Origin of the sequence: Thalassospira lucentensis, from assembly GCF_011806425.1 — a bacterium.
GTDB lineage: Bacteria > Pseudomonadota > Alphaproteobacteria > Rhodospirillales > Thalassospiraceae > Thalassospira > Thalassospira lucentensis_B.
Map to the genome: position 1 here is coordinate 489,335 of NZ_JAATOV010000003.1, position 19,034 is coordinate 508,368.

Annotated in this window: 18 protein-coding genes; 11 read left to right on the forward strand and 7 right to left on the reverse strand. The window is 52.3% G+C overall.

The window, feature by feature from the left end; genetic code table 11:
* The first annotated feature begins 39 nt into the window (after positions 1–39).
* Together HCZ99_RS12285 and msrA are read left to right on the forward strand one after the other, a co-directional pair.
* Positions 40–396 (forward strand): hypothetical protein, encoded by a 357-nt coding sequence (locus HCZ99_RS12285; RefSeq protein ID WP_167447256.1) that lies wholly within the window; start codon positions 40–42, stop codon positions 394–396.
* A 13-nt stretch (positions 397–409) separates the two neighbouring features.
* Entirely contained in the window at positions 410–1,054 is a 645-nt protein-coding gene (gene msrA, locus HCZ99_RS12290; RefSeq protein WP_167447257.1) for a peptide-methionine (S)-S-oxide reductase MsrA, read from the forward strand.
* A 63-nt stretch (positions 1,055–1,117) separates the two neighbouring features.
* On the opposite strand, the gene HCZ99_RS12295 is transcribed toward msrA, so the two are convergent.
* The 5 genes from HCZ99_RS12295 to moaB form a co-directional block, all read right to left on the reverse strand.
* Positions 1,118–1,879, reverse strand: coding sequence for an IclR family transcriptional regulator (locus HCZ99_RS12295; RefSeq protein ID WP_167447258.1), 762 nt, complete (start codon positions 1,877–1,879; stop codon positions 1,118–1,120).
* Between the two features lie 71 nt (positions 1,880–1,950).
* Entirely contained in the window at positions 1,951–2,763 is an 813-nt protein-coding gene (locus HCZ99_RS12300; protein WP_167447259.1) for a hypothetical protein, read from the reverse strand.
* 279 nt (positions 2,764–3,042) lie between these two features.
* Positions 3,043–4,140, reverse strand: coding sequence for a methyl-accepting chemotaxis protein (locus HCZ99_RS12305; RefSeq protein WP_167447260.1), 1,098 nt, complete (start codon positions 4,138–4,140; stop codon positions 3,043–3,045).
* Between the two features lie 433 nt (positions 4,141–4,573).
* Positions 4,574–5,341 (reverse strand): sulfite exporter TauE/SafE family protein, encoded by a 768-nt coding sequence (locus HCZ99_RS12310; RefSeq protein ID WP_167447261.1) that lies wholly within the window; start codon positions 5,339–5,341, stop codon positions 4,574–4,576.
* An 86-nt stretch (positions 5,342–5,427) separates the two neighbouring features.
* Complete coding sequence (gene moaB / locus HCZ99_RS12315; RefSeq protein ID WP_167447262.1) at positions 5,428–5,958, reverse strand: molybdenum cofactor biosynthesis protein B; 531 nt, start codon at positions 5,956–5,958, stop codon at positions 5,428–5,430.
* 515 nt (positions 5,959–6,473) lie between these two features.
* Between moaB and HCZ99_RS12320 the strand changes: the two genes are divergently transcribed.
* The 6 genes from HCZ99_RS12320 to HCZ99_RS12345 all read left to right on the forward strand — a co-directional run bounded on the left by HCZ99_RS12320 (position 6,474) and on the right by HCZ99_RS12345 (position 14,178).
* Positions 6,474–8,426, forward strand: a complete 1,953-nt coding sequence (locus HCZ99_RS12320) for an acetoacetate--CoA ligase (RefSeq protein WP_167447263.1) — start codon at positions 6,474–6,476, stop codon at positions 8,424–8,426.
* Between the two features lie 518 nt (positions 8,427–8,944).
* Positions 8,945–9,967 carry an amino acid ABC transporter substrate-binding protein gene (locus HCZ99_RS12325; RefSeq protein ID WP_167447264.1) on the forward strand — a complete coding sequence of 341 codons (1,023 nt, stop codon included), beginning with the start codon at positions 8,945–8,947 and terminating at the stop codon, positions 9,965–9,967.
* 113 nt (positions 9,968–10,080) lie between these two features.
* Complete coding sequence (locus HCZ99_RS12330; RefSeq protein ID WP_167447265.1) at positions 10,081–11,277, forward strand: amino acid ABC transporter permease; 1,197 nt, start codon at positions 10,081–10,083, stop codon at positions 11,275–11,277.
* Between the two features lies 1 nt (position 11,278).
* Positions 11,279–12,382 (forward strand): amino acid ABC transporter permease, encoded by a 1,104-nt coding sequence (locus HCZ99_RS12335; RefSeq protein WP_167447266.1) that lies wholly within the window; start codon positions 11,279–11,281, stop codon positions 12,380–12,382.
* Positions 12,383–12,399: 17 nt separating this feature from the next.
* Complete coding sequence (locus HCZ99_RS12340; protein ID WP_167447267.1) at positions 12,400–13,185, forward strand: amino acid ABC transporter ATP-binding protein; 786 nt, start codon at positions 12,400–12,402, stop codon at positions 13,183–13,185.
* A gap of 174 nt (positions 13,186–13,359) precedes the next feature.
* The gene (locus tag HCZ99_RS12345; RefSeq protein ID WP_167447268.1) at positions 13,360–14,178 is read left to right on the forward strand and encodes an ABC transporter ATP-binding protein; all 819 of its coding nucleotides are present in this window, start codon (positions 13,360–13,362) and stop codon (positions 14,176–14,178) included.
* Positions 14,179–14,212: 34 nt separating this feature from the next.
* Here the strand turns inward: HCZ99_RS12345 and HCZ99_RS12350 are convergent, their stop codons facing one another.
* A complete protein-coding gene (locus HCZ99_RS12350; protein ID WP_167447269.1) occupies positions 14,213–14,977 on the reverse strand; it encodes a DeoR/GlpR family DNA-binding transcription regulator in 765 nt (254 codons plus the stop codon).
* A gap of 112 nt (positions 14,978–15,089) precedes the next feature.
* On the reverse strand, positions 15,090–16,004 hold the full coding sequence (locus HCZ99_RS12355; protein ID WP_167447270.1) for a LysR family transcriptional regulator: 915 nt from the start codon (positions 16,002–16,004) through the stop codon (positions 15,090–15,092).
* A 299-nt stretch (positions 16,005–16,303) separates the two neighbouring features.
* Between HCZ99_RS12355 and HCZ99_RS12360 the strand changes: the two genes are divergently transcribed.
* Genes HCZ99_RS12360 through HCZ99_RS12370 form a run of 3 tightly spaced genes read left to right on the forward strand, consistent with a single transcriptional unit; the run spans position 16,304 to position 19,026 of the window.
* Entirely contained in the window at positions 16,304–17,515 is a 1,212-nt protein-coding gene (locus HCZ99_RS12360; protein ID WP_167447271.1) for an ABC transporter substrate-binding protein, read from the forward strand.
* Between the two features lie 4 nt (positions 17,516–17,519).
* Entirely contained in the window at positions 17,520–18,326 is an 807-nt protein-coding gene (locus HCZ99_RS12365; protein WP_167447272.1) for an ABC transporter ATP-binding protein, read from the forward strand.
* Positions 18,316–19,026 (forward strand): ABC transporter ATP-binding protein, encoded by a 711-nt coding sequence (locus tag HCZ99_RS12370; protein ID WP_167447273.1) that lies wholly within the window; start codon positions 18,316–18,318, stop codon positions 19,024–19,026. The genes HCZ99_RS12365 and HCZ99_RS12370 overlap by 11 nt, the downstream gene beginning before the upstream one ends.
* Positions 19,027–19,034: the final 8 nt, after the last annotated feature.

Here is a 19,034-nt window from a genome sequence, read left to right on the forward strand (position 1 = left end):
TATTCGACTTTGGCGTTGTGGCGATAATGGCGCCATCGCATGAATTGGATAAAGCGTCGGGTACGTTTTGACCCAGCAGCCAACATCGGAATTCCCGCAGCCAGAAAAACCATGCCAAAAAACGGCGGCGGCAAGGGCAAAAACACCAGCCCGATGACAAGACACAGAATGCCGCCGATCATTAAAATCGTCGATTTTAACTGTTTAAGCCGCTTCGCCATCCATTCGGCCATCGATTTCCTTAAAGATCGTATCGCGGTTGGGCGATGCGGAACATGGCAAATTATGGTTGGCGGACGTCCCGTTTCCAAAAGAACGTTCAAAGACATTTTACCATCAGGGGAATTGCTATTGCCGCGCTGTGAGCTACATTGCAGAACAGAAAACAAAATTTGATCAGGTGATGAAAATGCTTTCCGCGCTTATGTCTGATAAATCGAAAATGCCGACCGCCGAAACGGCCCTGCCCGGCCGCGATGAAGAAATTCCGGTTTCGGACCGTCATGTTGTGACCGGAAACCCGATCAAGGGCCCATTTCCCGATGGTCTTGAGACCGCGGTATTTGGCATGGGATGTTTCTGGGGTGCTGAACGGTTGTTCTGGAAAATTCCGGGCGTTTACAGCACGGCTGTTGGCTATGCCGGTGGTTTTACCAAGAACCCGACCTATCGCGAGGTATGTGGCGGTATGACCGGCCACGCCGAAGTCGTTTTGGTGGTGTTTGATCCAAGTGTGGTTTCCTATACGTCACTGTTGAAAGTGTTTTGGGAAAGCCACGATCCGACCCAGGGCATGCGCCAAGGCAATGACATCGGCACCCAGTATCGTTCAACCATCTATACGATGAATGATGCGCAGGCCGAAGCCGCCGAAACGTCGCGCGCACAGTATCTTGACGCGCTTGGCAAAGCCGGGCTTTCAGATATCACAACTGAAATCACCGCAGCCCCGACCTTCTATTATGCCGAAGATTTCCATCAGCAATATCTGCATAAAAATCCGGATGGATATTGCGGAATTGGTGGCACCGGCGTTTCGTGCCCCGGCATGTAATGCTGCCCTTAAAGTCATGTCCTTTCACCGCCACGCGCGTGGTAAAAGGACGTTTTTGACCATCTAGACTGGCATGCCGCCATATTCGCGGCTTAGATCGGCACAGACCCGCCTGATTTTCAGGCCAAACTGTTCAATCCGGTCATTTGGAATGCGCGCTGCTGGCCCCGATAGTGACAAGGCGGCAATTGGCGTTCCGGTTTCATCACGCACCACCCCCGCCACACAGCGCAGACCAACGGCGTGTTCTTCGTCATCAAGGGCATAGCCAAGCTGACGCGAACGTTCCAAATCCTTTTTAAGGGCTGTTTTGGTGGTCAGGGTACGCTCTGTGACCTTTGGCAGGCCGTGGGCTTCTATGACGGCGAGAAGTTCCTCGTCGGGCAGAAACGCAAGTAACGCCTTGCCCACGCCGGAACAATGCATCAAGGCACGCCGCCCCGGCGTAACAAGGGCGCGCATCATTTTGCGGCATTCGACTTGCGACAGGAAAATGACCTCCCCCCCGTCGGCGACCGCAAGATTGACGGTTTCGCCGCTGTCTTCCATCAAGGCGCGCATATAAGGCCGGGCGATTTGGCTTAGATTGCGGTTTTTGGTGAAGGCGTTTCCAACACTAAAGGCCTGAACACCGACGAACCACAAGGTGCGTTCGCTATCAAACGCGACGTAACGTTCATGTTGCATGGTGGTCAGCAGGCGATGCACGGTTGAGGGAGGTAATTTAACCTGACCCGCAATTTCGGTCAGCGTCATGCCATCGTCGCTTTCGGCAAGCGCATTTAGGATGCTTAACGCCCTGACCAGTGACTGTACCTGCTGCATGCAGATTGAACTCCCCTGAGATGGCCGCGTTTTGGGCCATTATTATCGTTTTATCCCCTGATCATATGAAATCAGCCCGGTGCTTGCACGGACTTTCGCCGCAGCCAGACGAAAGTGGAATAAGCAATCAGATACACCGTCGCGATGCCAAATGCCGCCAATGTACCAAGCGTAAGCCCGATCACCGGGTACGCCAGCGACACGGTCACGACATAGACCCAAAGTGCGCCCATCCCGCGCGGGAAGTTACGGATCAAGGTATGAACGGGTGCGGTGCCATAGGTAAAATGCAAGATCAGCATGATCGGATACAAGGTCACCGGGAAGCCCGATAACAGCCCCGCCCAGCGCGGCCCGATCCAGGCGGCAAGGCCACTGATGACAAGGAGGATGACCGCAGCCAACGCCGCACGCAGCAGCACAACCGATTTGGTCAGGCGAACGCGGTTTAAGATGACTTGATTTTCGATTTTCCGAAACAGCACCAGTGCGACAAAAATGCCAACCAGCAAGATCAAGGCCGCCTGTGTTAGCGACATCTGGGCAAGCTGAAACAGCCAAGAAACGCCCAGAAACGCAGCAAAGCCCGACAGCGAGCACAGCAGAATTTGCGGCAAGACCGGAAGCGTCCCCAAAACCCGTGATGCCAGAAAATAGGCATAAAGAAACGACAAGGTCGCGATCAACCCGGGCAGCGCATATACCGCACTTTTGCTGGCGAATTCGATGCCCTGCTCAATGCCTATGAAATACAGCAAGATTGCCGTTCCCAAAGGATAGCCGGCCAAAACACCGGCAACGCGTGGGCCGGCACGTTCGGCCAGAACCGACAGGCCAAGGACCACGCCAATCGAAACTGCCAGCTTGGCCAAAATCAGCGTCACGCAAGCCTCCGTCGCCCTGTGTCCGGGCTGTCAAAAACAATTTATCGATAATCTGTCTATATCGCTATCTCCTTTGCGGTGATTAGACAAGCACGAACCAATCGCGATAGATACAATGATCGGTTGTGCGACCGCGAATGCAGCGGCGACGCACACTGTTTTTGGAGAGCGGGACTGTGCTGGGGGGTGGCTTTAACCGTCGGTCTCAATATGCGTGGCCCAAACGCAAAAAAGGGCGGGAATTGCTTCCCGCCCCCATTTTGTGAATGTCAAGCGGCCCTAAAGCGCCATCTGTGGGCGTTTTACAAATCCGGCATTCTTATTGACCTTATTGACGCCCGGCCGATTGGCCTGCACGGCGTCTTTTTGTGATGGTTTCTGAATGATCACACCGCGCCAGCCAAGGCCCTTATAGGTTTCAAAACCGGGCGTTAACGCATAAGCAACGATGCTGTCATCATCAAGCAGGTAGGATCCCTTCTCCGCCCCATTTAGACGCAGCGAAAGGGCTTCGCCGTTTTTGATTTTCTTATCCGAGGACGCGATCACTTTGTTATCGCGATCCACAATCAAGATGGTTGTGCGTTCAAGTTCTTCGGGCGGCAGATTAATCGAATGGACGACGGAATCTGCCTGAGCTTCCCAATCAAAGAAGATGCCCATTGCACCGATGATTTCGCCGTCAACTTCACCGCCTGCGCGAACGGCGGTTGCGTAGGTGGCGACTTGTTTACCGCCAAGCTGTTCATTGGTTTCAATGTCGGCAACGGCATATTCGCCGCCGTCATGGGTGCCCATGGCCTGTCGGAACCAACCAGCCGAGCTGACATCTAGACCTGCGACGGCGTAACGATCCGGTCGGCCATTGGCAATCACCCGCCCGTGACGATCCGCAATCCAAAGATCCAGATAGACGGTGTAGGAATCCAGAATGACCCCAAGGCGTTTTGAGGCCCACGTGACGGCTTTGGGATCGTCAACCTTAACGCAGCCATCGACAACGGCACTGTCGGTGGCCCACCAACGCACGTCACAGCTGCGTTCATAAAGATTTCGGTCGATCAATTCGATCACATACAAGGCAAGATCAGACAAGCGCGATCCGCGCACGGTTTGGGCCGTGGCGCGCAGATCATGTGCTTCGTCGGCAAACAGCCCCTGTAGTTCGGTCGCGATGGATGTGATTTGCTGAGAAATATTGGTGACCTCGTTGGCCACCACGGCAAACCCGCGGCCCGCGTCCCCGGCACGGGCGGCTTCGATCAGGGCGTTCATGGCCAGCATCTTGGCCAATTTGGTGACATTTTGAATTTCACCGACTTTGGCCGTCGTCAGGTCAGACATTTTGGTAGCAGCGTTGAGAATGCGTTCTGGCATGGCGTTATTCCTTGTTCTTGTGCTCTCCCCACCACAATCGTGGGTGCAAACCGCCAGCCTGACATCTCTATTTTTTAATCCACACGCTGCTTATGTACATAAATTACTTATATTTATCAGTCAGTTGCGCTTACATTCGATTTCGTTAAATAACCTTTTCCTAAGCGTCACAAATCAACGTACCACGAACCCTTAATACAAGAGTCGATTTTGCAAAAATCAACCTATGCTTTCACCTATACGGAGCGCTATTACAAGCAAAACGCGTATTACATTAGAAGAGGTTCAATCTTTAAAATTTCGCATAAAATGCGACTCGCAGGTTCAATTTCGCGATGAAACAGCAAAACAGACTGCTTCTTGCTGCGCTTCGTGAATGAAAATTGCAGAACCTGTGGGATGACCAATGCGCCCTGCCCGCGGCAAATGGCGCTTATGCGGCGAAATGGATAATGCCGTCTGCCAGCAATTTTAAGCCGGTGATAAACAGCAGGCCGTAACATACGCGGTAAAACCACACGACATTGACCTTGTCATGCGCCCAAAGACCAAGCCATGTGCCAAACAGCGCGACGGGAATTAACACAACCGCCGTGCCCAGGTTTGACGCATCAAATTGCCCAAGGAACCAGTACGGGATCAGTTTGACGTAATTGACGACAATAAAGAACATCACCGTTGTGCCGACAAAGACAGATTTGTCCAATCGCTGGGGCAGCAGGAACATCGAAACCGGCGGCCCACCGGCATGGGCGACAAAGCTTGTGAAGCCAGCCAAACCGCCCAGAACACTACCCTTGCCCCACGTTGCAGATTTGGGTGTGTCGCCTGCGTTTTTACCGCGCAGCCAGTGATCGAGGGTAAAGATGATCGCGATCGCCGCGATAATAAGCTTTACCGCCGCGACGCTAAGATAGCTAAAAGTCAGCGTCCCGACCAAAATGCCCAGCAATGCGGCGGGTACCAAGATCATCATGTTGCGCCGATCCCAGCGTTTGCGATAGGCCCAGACATTGGCCAGATCCATCAAACACAGGATCGGCAGCATAATGGCCGCGGCGGCCTGCGGCGACACCGCAAGCGCCATCAATGGCACCGCCATCACCCCCAATCCACCACCAAAGCCGCTTTTTGACACGCCGGCAATCAGAACGGCCGGAATGCCAACAGCATAAAAGAACGGATCGGTGATGAATTCCATGGGGCTTCCAGTGTGATAAAGGCGGCTTGGATAAGCCAGCAGGACGAAAATGACGGCGCGCTGCGAGGACGCGCCTGTCGCAGAGCTTAGACTTCGGTCAGGCGCGGCATCAGTTCGACGAAGTTGCACGGGCGATGACGGATATCGAGTTGGTGATGCAAAATTCCATCCCAGGCATCCTTACATGCCCCGGTCGATCCGGGCAGCGCAAACATATATGTCCCACGACAAACCCCTGCAGTGGCGCGCGATTGAACGGTTGAGGTGCCAATCGTTTGATAAGACAGCCAACGGAACAGCTCGCCAAAACCGGGGATTTCTTTTTCATAGAGCTTCCGGTGCGCTTCGACCGTGACATCGCGGCCGGTAACGCCGGTGCCGCCGGTTGTGATGATCACATCGACATCAGGCACATCACACCACGCGGACATCTGCTTAACCAGAACGTCCTGATCATCGGGCAGGATTTTCCGGTCAATCACGCAATGGCCTTTGTCGGTAATGCGCTTGGCCAGAACATCACCAGATGTGTCATTTGCCGCGGTGCGGGTGTCACTGACCGTCAGAACGGCAATGTTAATCGACACAAAAGTGCGGCTTTCATCAATACCAGCCAAGACGTTATCTCCTATTTCGCAAACTACAAAGCCACCGTAATACGGCGGCCTGCAAGCGCAAGAGATTTCGTGATTACAAACAGATACCGAATGCAGCGCGAATCAGGAAGAAACAAAATACCGCCGTTTTCGGTTATATTATTATTCTGATACAGATAACAACGCGGAACCACACAAACTATTTTTCCCATCCCTAAAACAAACAATAATCTATTAATAACAATATATTGAACTGATACCTATGACACCTCACTTTAGGAAATTTGATCGAATTGGTATTACCAATTTACGACTTTGGCGTCACTATGGTTGCAGCGGGTTATTTTTCGGCTTAAAAAAGTGGTAAGAAGATACCTATTTAGCGTCCGCTCGGTCGCGCATATGGCACGAATGCCCTGCACCACCCCAAGGTGCCGCGCCGCGCCGCGCCCCCGCAGAACGACATATTCAACGATAAAAAAACACCACCGACACAGCATCCATATTCGTCACCGGCAGGAAACAAAGGACACATCATGAGCGACTTGCTTTGGCAGCCCGCGAAAGACCGTATCGAAAATGCGAACGTCACCCGTTTTCGCCGTTGGGTGAATGACAAGCATGACCTGGACCTTGCGAGTTTTACCGCACTGTATGATTGGTCGGTCGATCACCTTGATGCGTTTTGGCCAGCGATTATTGATTTTGCCGAGCTGAAAGCAGAAAGCTGGGGCGAGCGTGTGCTGATTGACGGCGACAAAATGCCCGGCGCGCAGTTCTTTCCCGATGCCCGCCTGAACTTTGCCGAAAACCTTTTGGTGCGCGATGATAACAGTGACGCGCTGGTGTTCTGGGGCGAAGACAAAGTTAAAAGCCGCATGTCATGGGCGGAGCTGAATATTGCGGTGTCGAAATTCTCGCAAGCGTTGCGGGCCGAAGGCGTTGTCAAAGGTGACCGTGTGTGTGGCTATATGCCCAACATGATGGAAACCGTTGTTGCGATGCTGGCATCCGCGACAATTGGCGCGACATGGTCATCGGCCTCCCCCGACTTTGGGGTTCAAGGCGTGGTGGATCGGTTTGGCCAGATCGAACCGACCATTATGATCACGGTTGATGGATACCATTATAATGGTAAGCAACATGACATTCGCGAAAAGGTCCGCGATGTTGTCGATCGCATCGACAGCCTGAAAAAGGTCGTGATCGTGCCCTATGCGTTTGACGGGGAAAACACCACCAACATCCGTGGCGGCGTGACCTATGACGATTTTATCGCCGGGTATCACGGAACAAAGATCCAGTTCGAACAGGTCGAATTTAATCATCCGCTTTATGTGATGTTTTCGTCGGGCACGACCGGCAAACCAAAATGCATCATCCACGGCACGGGCGGGACACTTTTAAAACAGGTGTCTGAGCATGTATTGCATTGCGACGTCGCGCCAGGGGATCGGGTGTTTTACTTCACCACATGCGGTTGGATGATGTGGAACTGGCTGATGGCCGGTTTGGCAGCAGGTGCGACCCTGTTGCTATATGACGGATCGCCGTTCTATCCGAGTGGCAATATCCTGTTTGATTATGCCGATGCGGAGCGCATGACCCTGTTTGGTACGTCTGCCAAATATATCGATGCACTGGCCAAGGCGGATCTTAAACCCCGCCAGACACATGACCTGTCGAGTGTGCGCGCAATGACATCAACCGGATCGCCCTTGGCGCCGGAAAGCTTTGATTACGTTTATCGCGACATTAAAGAAGACATTCATCTGGCATCGATTTCGGGCGGCACCGATATCTTGGGCTGTTTTGTTCTGGCCTGCCCGGTTTTGCCGGTCAAACGCGGGGTTATTCAAACCCGTGCCCTTGGCGTGGCGGTTGACGTATTTGATGATGACGGTAAGCCGGTGCGTAATGAAAAGGGCGAACTTGTCTGTACCAAGCCCTTCCCGTCCATGCCGATTGGCTTTTGGAATGACCCGGATGGGGCGCGCTATCACAGTGCCTATTTCGATAAGTTCGATAACATCTGGTGCCACGGCGATTATGTCGAGCTGGATGATGAAGGCGGCATGGTGATTTACGGCCGATCCGATGCCACTTTGAACCCCGGTGGTGTGCGTATCGGCACGGCCGAGATTTATCGTCAGGTGGAATTGCTACCTGAAATTCAGGAATCGATTGTCATTGGCCAAGAATGGGATAACGACGTTCGGGTGATCCTGTTTGTTGTGCTGCGCGATAATTACACGTTGGATACAGATCTGATCGATAAAATCAAAAAGCAAATCCGCAGCAACTGCACCCCACGCCACGTTCCGGCGAAGGTGATTGCGGTTGCCGATATCCCCCGCACCAAATCAGGTAAGATCACCGAATTGGCGGTGCGCGATGTGGTCCATGGTCGACCGGTTAAAAACCAAGAGGCCCTTGCAAACCCAACGGCGCTGGAACTGTTTTCCAACCTTGATGACCTGAAAAGCTAAGCCCTGCACCCCCGCCTTAACCGGCGGGGGTTTATTTTTGGCCAAGTCTGGTTTTACCTGCGCCGTGTCGTTTTGGCCCCCTATCCATGACAAGGCCCGCACCCGCCGTGCCGATTCTGCACTGCAACAGTGCATGGTTTTTAACCATTGCCGTCATGTGTTCTTTTTTTGATCAACGTACGTATTGTTACGAAAAAAACTTCGTGCATTTCCGTATTTTATCGCACATTCAACCAAGAGGCGTGGCAAACGATTGAAAAAACACAACTTTCCATCAATTTTACCTAAAATCCCTGAGCGCATTCCCGATGCGCATCAATTAAAAAGAACTGATTTTAAAGCCCATTTCGCCGTATGCGCGCCCACCGGAAATTTTTCGCACTTGACACAAGGCAGCCTAAATTTCTTAATTTGAGGGGTCTGATGACATTCAGACACATGGATATGTGTGAAATAACGTATCCAGGGTGGCACAAAAGCTAAAAAACAATGCTTTGCTAATAAGGGAGCTTTTTCTAATGAAAATTCAAACGATCCTGGCCGCTGGCGCAATGACCGTTGCAGCCGTCGCCGCACAGAACGCCCATGCGGGTGCAGTTTTGGACGGCATCAAGGCCAAAGGTTTCGTTCAGTGCGGCGTGAACACCGGTCTTCCGGGTTTCTCGGCTGCGAACGCTGAAGGCAAGTGGGAAGGTATTGACGTTGATGTCTGCCGTGCAATCGCAGCAGCGGTTCTTGGCGACGCCAACAGCGTACAGTATACCCCGCTGACCGCAGCACAGCGTTTCACGGCGCTTCAGTCTGGTGAGATCGACATCCTGTCGCGTAACACCACGGCAACCACGACCCGTGATGCGAAACTTGGTCTGACCTTTGCTGGTATCAACTACTATGACGGTCAGGGCTTCTTGGTCCCGAAAAAACTTGGCGTTTCGAGCGCGACCGAGCTTGACGGCGCAACTGTCTGTGTTGAGCCGGGCACGACCACCGAGTTGAACCTTGCTGATTACTTCCGCGCAAAAGGCATGAGCTTTGAGCCGGTCGTGATCGAAAACATCAACGAAGCAACTGCTGCTTTCTTCTCTGGCCGTTGCGATGTTTACACCACGGATGCATCGGGTCTTGCTTCGATCCGTACCACCATGGCCGAAAACCCAGACGACTATGCGATCCTTCCGGAAATCATTTCCAAAGAGCCGCTTGGTCCGGTTGTCGCCCAGGGTGACGAACAGTGGTCAGACGTTGCACGTTGGTCCTTCCTTGCGATGGTTGAAGCCGAAGAATTTGGCGTCACCAGCGAAAATGTCGACAAGATGAAAGCCGAAAGCAAAAACCCGGGTATCCAGCGTCTGCTGGGCACATCGCCGGGCATGGGTGAAGCTCTTGGTCTTGATGAAGCATGGGCATACAACATCATCAAACAGGTCGGTAACTATGGCGAAAGCTATGAGAAAAACGTTACCGCGAAATTGGGCCTTGAGCGTGGTTTGAACGCTCTGTGGACCGATGGTGGCCTGCAGTATGCTTGGCCGATCCGCTAATCGCTTAGCATTGGCTAACTAACAGACAAAGCTCCGCCCCACTGCCTTAACGCATGGGCGGAGCTTTTCGTTAGGTGCCCATTCATTGGATACAATCTACACCTGAGGGTCATATGAGTAAGCCTCAAAATGTCCCGGGGGATGTTCGTTCCAAGAGTCTCGTCGATTATCTAAATGACGAGAATGTGCGGGCGGTTCTGTATCAGATCATCGCCATCGGCCTGGTTATTCTGGCTGGTTGGTATCTGGTATCCAACACCCTGTACAATCTTGAAAAACAGAACATCTCTACCGGTTACGGGTTCCTCGATCTCGAAGCATCCTTCGAAATCAGCGAGACCATGATCGACTACAGTGCCCAAAGCGATTATGCGACGGCATTGTTGGTTGGTCTTCTCAATACCGTGAAGGTCGCCGTACTTGGCATCATCCTTTGCACGATCATCGGAACCATCTTTGGCGTGGCACGCCTGTCGTCGAACTGGCTTGTTCGCAAACTGGCCACGGTTTATGTCGAGACATTCCGTAACATCCCGGTATTGCTTCAACTTTTCTTCTGGTATGCCCTTATTCCAGCGGCGTTTCCCCATCCGCGGAACGCCTTTGAGCCCCTGCCCGGTGTTTTGCTGACATCACGCGGGACGTATTTACCCGTTCCGGTGGCCGACAATGCCTATACCTTGATGGGGATTGCCGCGATCATTGCGTTGGTTGCGATTTATTTCATCAAGAAATGGGCAACCAAACGCCAAGATGCGACGGGCCAACCGTTTCCGATACTGATCACAAGCATTGGTATTTTCGTTGGTCTGGTTTTGCTGGCTTATTTGATCGGCGGTGCGCCGACGGAAATGAGCATCCCTGCCCTGAAAGGCTTTAACATTCAGGGGGGATATAACATCTCGCCGGAATTTATGGCCGTTCTGATTGGCTTGACGGTTTATACGTCAACCTATGTCGCAGAAGTCGTGCGTTCAGGCATTCAGGCCGTTTCGTCCGGCCAGTGGGAAGCTGCTGATAGCCTTGGCATCAAACGCTCTGTTGCGCTTCGCAAGGTGATCTTGCCGCAATCGATGCGTGTCGCGATCCCGCCACTGACCAACCAGTATCTGAACCTGACCAAAAACAGTTCTTTGGCTGTTGCTGTTGGGTATCCTGATCTGGTGTCGGTTTCCAACACAACCATGAACCAAACAGGCCAGGCGATCGAAGCCATTTCGATCTTTATGTCGGTCTATCTTGGTTTGTCCTTGTTGACCTCGCTCTTTATGAACTGGTTCAACAAGAAGATGGCGCTGGTGGAGAGGTAACATGTCAGAAAATGCAAAATTACCTCCTTTGCCGACCGGAACCGTTACCGGACGTGCGGTGACGTGGGCCAAAAAGAACCTGTTTGACGGGTGGTTCAACACCCTTTTGACCATTGGTTCGATTGCCTTTCTGGCATGGCTTATTCCGCCGATCATTGAGTGGGCGATTATCAACGCAACACTTGAGCCATCGATTGAAGCCTGTTCCGAGGTTACAGGAGCGTGCTGGGGGTTTGTGAATGCAAACTTGCGGCTGATCCTGTTTGGCACCTACCCGTATGATGAACAATGGCGTCCATTGTTGGCGATGATTATCCTGATCGGGATCATTTGTGCCAGCCTGGGCGGGGTTAAATATCCAAGCGTTCGCAAATGGATCATCCCGATGTGGGTGATTGGTGTTCCGGTCATTGCCTTTTTGATGTGGGGCGGCTTCCTTGGCCTTACCTATGTTCAGAACAGCTATTGGGGCGGTCTTCCGCTGACGCTGATCCTGTCATCAATCGGGATTGTGTTTGCCTTTCCGTTTGGACTTTTGCTGGCCCTTGGGCGGCAATCAAACATGCCTGCGCTGAAAACCTTGTCCGTGGTCTATATCGAAGTCATTCGTGGCGTGCCGCTGATTACGGTTTTGTTCATGGCGTCCGTGATGTTCCCGCTGTTCTTGCCTGATGGGGTCACCATCGACAAGTTGCTGCGTGCGCAGATCGGTATCATCATGTTTACGGCGGCCTACCTTGCCGAGGTGTTTCGTGGCGGGTTGCAGGCTGTACCGCGTGGTCAGTTTGAAGCAGGCGAAAGTCTTGCGCTGCCATACTGGAAATCCATGCGTTTGATCATCTTGCCGCAAGCGTTGCGGTTGGTGATTCCGCCAACGGTGAACAGCTTTATTTCCATGTTCAAGGACACCACACTGGTCGTGATTATCGGCCTGTTTGATTTCCTTGGCACGGTGAAGCTGGCCCTTCGCAGTGACCCGGCATGGACCAAGTATTACGTCGAAGGCTATGCCTTCGCCGCGGCAATATTCTTCCTGATCTGTTTCTCGATGGCGAAATATTCTGCCTATCTTGAAAAAGAACTTCGCAAAGGCGAACGCAGGTAAGGCGTGAGGAAAAAACAATGACTATTGCAACCGAAACCAAAAACGATGCTTTGCGTCCTCCGTCTTCTGAGGATGTCATCACAGTATCCAAGATGAACAAATGGTACGGCAATTTCCACGTTCTTAAGGATATTGACCTGACCGTTCGTAAAGGGGAGCGTATTGTTATCTGTGGCCCGTCGGGTTCAGGTAAATCAACGCTGATCCGCACACTGAACCGTCTTGAAGTTTATCAACAAGGCGAAATCACCGTGAATGGCATCCATCTGGGCGATGATGTGAAAAACATCGAAGCTGTCCGCCGCGATGTCTGCATGGTGTTCCAGCACTTTAACCTTTTCCCGCATATGACTGTGTTGGAAAACCTGACATTGGCACCGATCTGGGTTCGCAAGATGCCCAAGAAAGAAGCCAATGATTTGGCCATGCATTATTTGGAACGTGTTCGCATTGCCGAACAGGCCCATAAATTCCCCGGCCAACTTTCAGGTGGTCAGCAGCAGCGTGTGGCAATTGCCCGTTCGCTGTGCATGCAGCCGAAAATCATGCTGTTTGATGAACCGACATCAGCACTTGATCCGGAAATGGTCAAAGAGGTTCTTGATGTGATGGTCGAACTTGCCAAAGAAGGCATGACCATGTTGTGCGTGACCCACGAAATGGGCTTTGCCAAAGAGGTCGCCGACCGTGTGATCTTTATGGATGCTGGCCAGATCATTGAAATGGCCGAGCCACAAGCATTCTTTGATAACCCCCAAAACGAACGAACCAAGCTATTCCTTAGCCAAATTCTGTCGCATTAAGCGGGTTATCACACCTCAAAACACCAGTGCAAAGCGGCTCCAATCGGGGCCGCTTTGTTTTTTGTGAATTTCACGCTTGCCCCCTGCCCGACAATTGCCGAAACTCCGACCACGAAATTTGAACTTTGACGCCATTTGAACTGTGCCGATCTTTGGCCCAAAACCGGAAGTCTCATGACAAACGCCCAATCTGATACGCAAGCGCCTGCTTCTTTTATTACGGTCGATGGCCTGACCAAACGGTTTGGCGACACGGTTGCATTAAACGACGTCGATCTGCGGCTGGATAAGGGTGAAACGCTGGCGATTATTGGGCCATCGGCGGCGGGCAAAAGCGTTTTGATGAAATGCATTGTCGGCATTTATGGTGCCGATAGCGGCAGTATTATCCTTAACGGTGATGACGTTTCCAAACCCAACGCAGAAGCGCGGCCGGAATGGGCATCACAAATAGGCATGCTGTTTCAACAAAACGCGCTTTTTGACAGCCTGACAGTTTGGGAAAATATCTGTTTTCGTCAAATCGAAGCCGGCACCATGAGCCGTGACGACGCCAAGGCGCATGCCATTGACCTTTTGGGGCATGTGGGCCTGGCCGAAGAAAGTGCGGTTCTTAAGCCCAATGACCTTTCGGGCGGCATGCAAAAGCGCGTTGGCATCGCACGCGCCATTTCATCGGATCCTGCGCTGTTGCTGCTTGATAACCCGACTGCTGGTCTTGACCCGGTTTTGTCGAACCATATCGAATTGATGATTGCCAAAATTGCCAAGCAACGCGGCACCACGGTCATTTCAATCACCAATGACATGCAGATTGCCCGGCACCGGTATCAGAACCTGATGATGATGCATGACGGCAAAGTCTATTGGTCTGGCCCGACCAGTGCGATTGATGATGCGCATAACGAACATCTGACACAGATGCTAAATGGTTCCGCCCAGGGACCGATCAGCATGCGGGCGGGCAAACGCAACGATGGCGTTTACGCCTGATTTCCAAACATCGCTTAAACCGTGGGTTTGAACCCTAGTTCGCCGTGTAGACAGATACGTCCGCATCGCGAATGACATCCGACCAAATTGGCCCCGGGTGCCGATCGGTGAACAGCGCATCAATTTCCGACAGATGCCCCAGACGGACCATGGCACGACGGCCAAATTTGGATGCGTCGGTGCATAGGAAGGTCTGGCGCGCATTGGAAATAATAGCGCGCGCAACACGGACTTCGCGGTAATCGAAATCCATCAGGCTGCCATCTTCATCAACACCGGAAATGCCAACAATGGCAAAATCGACCTTGAACTGGTTGATAAAATCGATGGTGGCTTCGCCAATCACGCCAAAGTCACGTTGACGCACAACACCCCCGGCAATGATCACTTCGAACCCCGGATTTGCAGCACAAATCTCGGCGACATGAAGGTTATTGGTGATGATTTTAAGGCTGGTGTGGTTGGATAAGGCGTGTGCGACTTCTTCGTTGGTGGTGCCGATATTGATAAATAACGACGCACCTTCGGGGATGTGTTCGGCCACCAATTTGGCGATTTCACGCTTGCTGCCCAGATTAAGGACTTGGCGGTCAGTATAGGCGGTGTTTTCGGTTGTCGAAACACTGGCTGCCCCGCCGTGATAGCGCGCGATCAGGCCTTCTTCGGCCATTTCATTTATATCGCGGCGGATGGTTTGAGGGGTGACAGAGAAATGATCGGCAAGTGTGTCGATGGTCATGAAGCTATTGGAAGCCACCAATTCGAGGATTTCACGGCGGCGACGATCCAATTTACCCATGACGTTCTCCTGTTTTCGGATTTTCACCTTGTGCGGTGAATTTTCGTTATCGATCAAAATGACGGCAAAGACAACAAGATGCAAGCACTGTCACAAGCCATCCATAAGCCGATCAGATATATCGTTCGGGAAAGCCGTTAAACCATTGCTGGGCGGCTGTGGTTTCGCGCCGGATAAATTCGACAAGGGGTCGAATGCGCGCGGCATCGATCAAATCATTATGGCAGACCAGCCAATAATTACGATGAATTGGAACGACTTCGGGTAAAACCGCGATCAGATCATCACACGCATCCCCCATATAAAAGGGCAATACACACAGCCCATAACCCGCCCGGCAGGCTTGAAGCTGGGCCATGATGCTTGATGTTTGATAGGATGCGCGCAATCCCGGAACAACTTCACCCAGATAGTTAAGTTCAGGGGTGAAAATCATATCTTCGATATAGCCAATAAACGGGTGGCTGGATAAATCAGCGCGTTGTTTGATGGCAGGGTTTCGCGCCAGATAATCGCGCGATCCATAGACGTACAGATTGTAACGCGACATATTTTCATAATGGTACGAACCGGCCTTGGGCGTGCTGAGCGAAACCGAAATATCGGCTTCGCGGCGTGACAATGAAACGATCTGTTGGATATTGACCATTTCAATTGTCAGGTTGGGGTGCTGGCGGGCAAACAGCGGCAGTTTTTCGGCCATAAACGAATTGCCGTATCCTTCAGGGACGCTCAGCCGGATGACACCACTTAGGGGGGCGGCCCCTTCCCCAACCACGCCAAGCATTTTGTCGGCTTCGACTGCCATGGCCTTGGCTGGCTCCATCAGCCTTTCGCCCATTTGGGTCAGGGTATAACCCTTTGGGCTGCGTTCAAACAGCTTGGCACCAATCCCCTGTTCAAGCCGCTCAATGCGGCGCGCGACCGTCACGTGGCTGGTGCGCAAGCGCCGTGCCGCGGATGAAAGCCGACCTTCCTGCGCGACGGCCAGGAAGTACTGTAAATCATCCCACGGAAACTGACGCATAGGTCACCCTGTTCATTTTTGTACAAGTATTGTCCAAAAATATATATTTTACCGCATTTTGGTCAATGATAACGTATTTGCACGTCCCAAAAGGAGCGACACAATAATAATTTAACGTTACTTTTCAATGGACTACCGGAAAAACATCCTATCCGGGCAAAAACAACAAAAATGTGCAGATCAAGCACGCATCACCGATCCGGGCCGAAAAATCGGCAGAAAACCGGGCTTGGTGCGGAAAACATCCGGTGTGCCATCCGGCATGCTGGAACATATCGTTCCATCAGGGAGGAACTTAGATGAAGAAATTTGCAATCGCATCCGTTGCGATTATGGCAAGTGCTGTGGCTGCGTTGCCGGCACAGGCCGAACTTTCCGACGACATCGTTAAAATCGGTATCCTGAATGACCAATCGGGCGTTTACGCCGACTTTGGCGGCAAATGGTCGTTTGAAGCCGCGAAAATGGCGGTTGAGGATTTTGGTGGAACGGTTCTTGGTAAACCGATTGAAGTGATTACCGCCGACCACCAAAACAAGCCCGACGTTGCCGCCAATATTGCGCGTCAGTGGTACGATGAAGAACAGGTTGATTCCATTATGGAATTGACGACCTCCTCCGTAGCCCTCGCGGTTCAGGGGATTTCCAAAGAAAAGAAAAAGATCGATATCGTTACAGGGGCCGCCACCACGGACCTGACCGGTGACCAATGTTCACCGTATGGCTTCCACTGGGCATATGACACCCATGCCCTTGCCGTTGGCACCGGCGGTGCGTTGGTGAATAACGGTGGTGATAGCTGGTTTTTCCTGACAGCCGATTATGCCTTTGGCTATTCGCTTGAAGAACAGACCGGTAACTTCGTTAAGGAAAATGGCGGCAAAGTTGTTGGTTCTGTGCGCCATCCGCTGGGCACCAACGATTATTCTTCGTTCTTGCTGCAAGCCCAGGCATCGGGCGCAAAGGTTATTGGCTTGGCGAATGCCGGACTTGATACCGCCAATGCCATCAAACAGGCATCGGAATTTGGCATTGTTCAAAGCGGCCAGCGTCTTGCGGCGTTGCTGTTTACGATTGCCGAAGTCCATGGCCTGGGTGCCGAAGCAGCACAGGGACTTTCGCTGACCGAGGGGTTCTATTGGGATCGTAACGACGACACCCGTGCATTCGGCAAGCGTTTCTTTGATCGTACCGGTCGCATGCCAAACACCATTCAGGCAGGCACCTATTCGGCTGTGTTGCAGTATCTTAAAGCAATTAAAGAAACCGGCACCGACGAAACCGAAGCCGTTGCCAAGGCATTGCATGAAATGCCGGTCAATGACGTCTTTGCCCCGAATGGCAAGGTCGGCGCGAATGGCCGCATGATTTACGACATGTTCCTGATGGAAGTCAAAACACCCGACGAAATGCAGGGTGACTGGGACTATTACAACGTTCTTGATACGGTTCCGGGCGACAAGGCCTTCATCGATCCGGCCGAAAGCGGCTGCTCTTTGGCGTCGAAATAAGATCATGACGGTTACCGACGCCCACAAGCTCCCCGGTAACCCTCAAAACGACACGGAGTCACGGGTGGTTCTTTCTGCCCGTGACCTCCGACGCGATTTTGGTGGGTTTACTGCGGTTAAGAACGTCAATCTTGATGTTCATCACGCCCAGGTGCATGCGCTGATCGGTCCGAATGGCGCAGGCAAAACAACAGTTTTCAATCTTCTGACCAAATTTCTGCAACCAACCAGCGGGAAAATCACCCTGCTGGGGCATGACATTACCAAAACGGCCCCTGCCCGCGTGGCACGGATGGGCTTGGTGCGGTCATTCCAGATTTCAGCAATTTTCCCGCATTTGACCTTGCTCGAAAATGTGCGGGTTGCATTGCAACGCCCGGAACACCTTGCGGTTCAATTCTGGCAACCGTTAAGCAAGCTTAATGTGCTGAATGACAAGGCGATGGCGCTTTTGGAATCTGTCGGTCTTCAGAACGAATATGACAGCCAAGCAGCCGACCTTTCATATGGTCGTAAGCGGGTCCTCGAAATCGCGACCACCCTCGCCCTTGATCCGAAAGTTTTGCTTTTGGATGAACCGATGGCCGGTATGGGCGGCGAAGATGTTGGCATGGTGGCCGAACTTATTCGCAAGGTTGCCAAAACCCGTGCGGTTCTGATGGTTGAGCATAACCTTAAGGTCGTGTCTGACCTGTGTGATCACATTACCGTTCTACAACGCGGCGAAATTCTGGCCCAGGGCGACTACGCCACGGTCAGCAATGACGAACGGGTCAAGGTCGCCTATCTGGGGACGGATCATGACGGATAAACAATTGCTTCTTTCCGTGCGCGGGCTGAATGCCTGGTACGATGAAAGCCATATTTTGCACGGCGTTGATCTTGATGTGCGCAAAGGCGAAACCGTGACCCTTTTGGGGCGCAATGGCATGGGAAAAACCACCACGCTTCGCGCGATCATGGGCATTTTGCGCAAACGTACCGGAGAGATCAATTTTGACGGTCAGGATTTAATGAACCGGCCGCTCCATCACACCGCACGTGCAGGCATTGGCTTTGTCCCCGAGGAACGGGGCATTTTCGCGACCCTAAGCGTTGAAGAAAACCTGATGTTGCCGCCTGTGGTTTCCAAAAGCGGCATGTCGGTTGAGGAAATCTATACGCTTTTCCCAAACCTGAAAGAACGTCGCGATAGCCAAGGCACCAAGCTTTCGGGCGGCGAACAGCAGATGCTTGCCATGGCGCGCATGTTGCGCACCGGGGTGAAAATGCTGCTGCTTGATGAGCCGACAGAGGGACTGGCACCGGTGATTGTTCAGCGGATTGGCGAGGTTTTACAGACCTTAAAGGAACGCGGCATGACCATTTTGCTGGTCGAGCAGAACTTCCGATTTGCCAGCAAAATTGCCGACCGATTCTACATCATGGATCACGGCATGGTGACCGAAGGTTTCGATGTTTCGGACCTGCCCGAGAAGATGGGCACGCTGCAAGACTCTTTGGGGGTATGACGCCGTGA

What these genes read in the sequence shown, in the direction of transcription:
- HCZ99_RS12370 (WP_167447273.1), top strand. Translation starts at nt 18,316, where the DNA reads ATGACGGATAAACAATTGCTTCTTTCCGTGCGCGGGCTGAATGCCTGG.
- HCZ99_RS12355 (WP_167447270.1), bottom strand. Translation starts at nt 16,004, where the DNA reads ATGCGTCAGTTTCCGTGGGATGATTTACAGTACTTCCTGGCCGTCGCG.
- HCZ99_RS12305 (WP_167447260.1), bottom strand. Translation starts at nt 4,140, where the DNA reads ATGCCAGAACGCATTCTCAACGCTGCTACCAAAATGTCTGACCTGACG.
- HCZ99_RS12325 (WP_167447264.1), top strand. Translation starts at nt 8,945, where the DNA reads ATGAAAATTCAAACGATCCTGGCCGCTGGCGCAATGACCGTTGCAGCC.
- msrA (WP_167447257.1), top strand. Translation starts at nt 410, where the DNA reads ATGCTTTCCGCGCTTATGTCTGATAAATCGAAAATGCCGACCGCCGAA.
- HCZ99_RS12360 (WP_167447271.1), top strand. Translation starts at nt 16,304, where the DNA reads ATGAAGAAATTTGCAATCGCATCCGTTGCGATTATGGCAAGTGCTGTG.
- HCZ99_RS12285 (WP_167447256.1), top strand. Translation starts at nt 40, where the DNA reads ATGAATTGGATAAAGCGTCGGGTACGTTTTGACCCAGCAGCCAACATC.
- HCZ99_RS12365 (WP_167447272.1), top strand. Translation starts at nt 17,520, where the DNA reads ATGACGGTTACCGACGCCCACAAGCTCCCCGGTAACCCTCAAAACGAC.
- HCZ99_RS12295 (WP_167447258.1), bottom strand. Translation starts at nt 1,879, where the DNA reads ATGCAGCAGGTACAGTCACTGGTCAGGGCGTTAAGCATCCTAAATGCG.
- HCZ99_RS12350 (WP_167447269.1), bottom strand. Translation starts at nt 14,977, where the DNA reads ATGGGTAAATTGGATCGTCGCCGCCGTGAAATCCTCGAATTGGTGGCT.
- HCZ99_RS12340 (WP_167447267.1), top strand. Translation starts at nt 12,400, where the DNA reads ATGACTATTGCAACCGAAACCAAAAACGATGCTTTGCGTCCTCCGTCT.
- HCZ99_RS12330 (WP_167447265.1), top strand. Translation starts at nt 10,081, where the DNA reads ATGAGTAAGCCTCAAAATGTCCCGGGGGATGTTCGTTCCAAGAGTCTC.
- HCZ99_RS12320 (WP_167447263.1), top strand. Translation starts at nt 6,474, where the DNA reads ATGAGCGACTTGCTTTGGCAGCCCGCGAAAGACCGTATCGAAAATGCG.
- HCZ99_RS12310 (WP_167447261.1), bottom strand. Translation starts at nt 5,341, where the DNA reads ATGGAATTCATCACCGATCCGTTCTTTTATGCTGTTGGCATTCCGGCC.
- HCZ99_RS12345 (WP_167447268.1), top strand. Translation starts at nt 13,360, where the DNA reads ATGACAAACGCCCAATCTGATACGCAAGCGCCTGCTTCTTTTATTACG.
- HCZ99_RS12335 (WP_167447266.1), top strand. Translation starts at nt 11,279, where the DNA reads ATGTCAGAAAATGCAAAATTACCTCCTTTGCCGACCGGAACCGTTACC.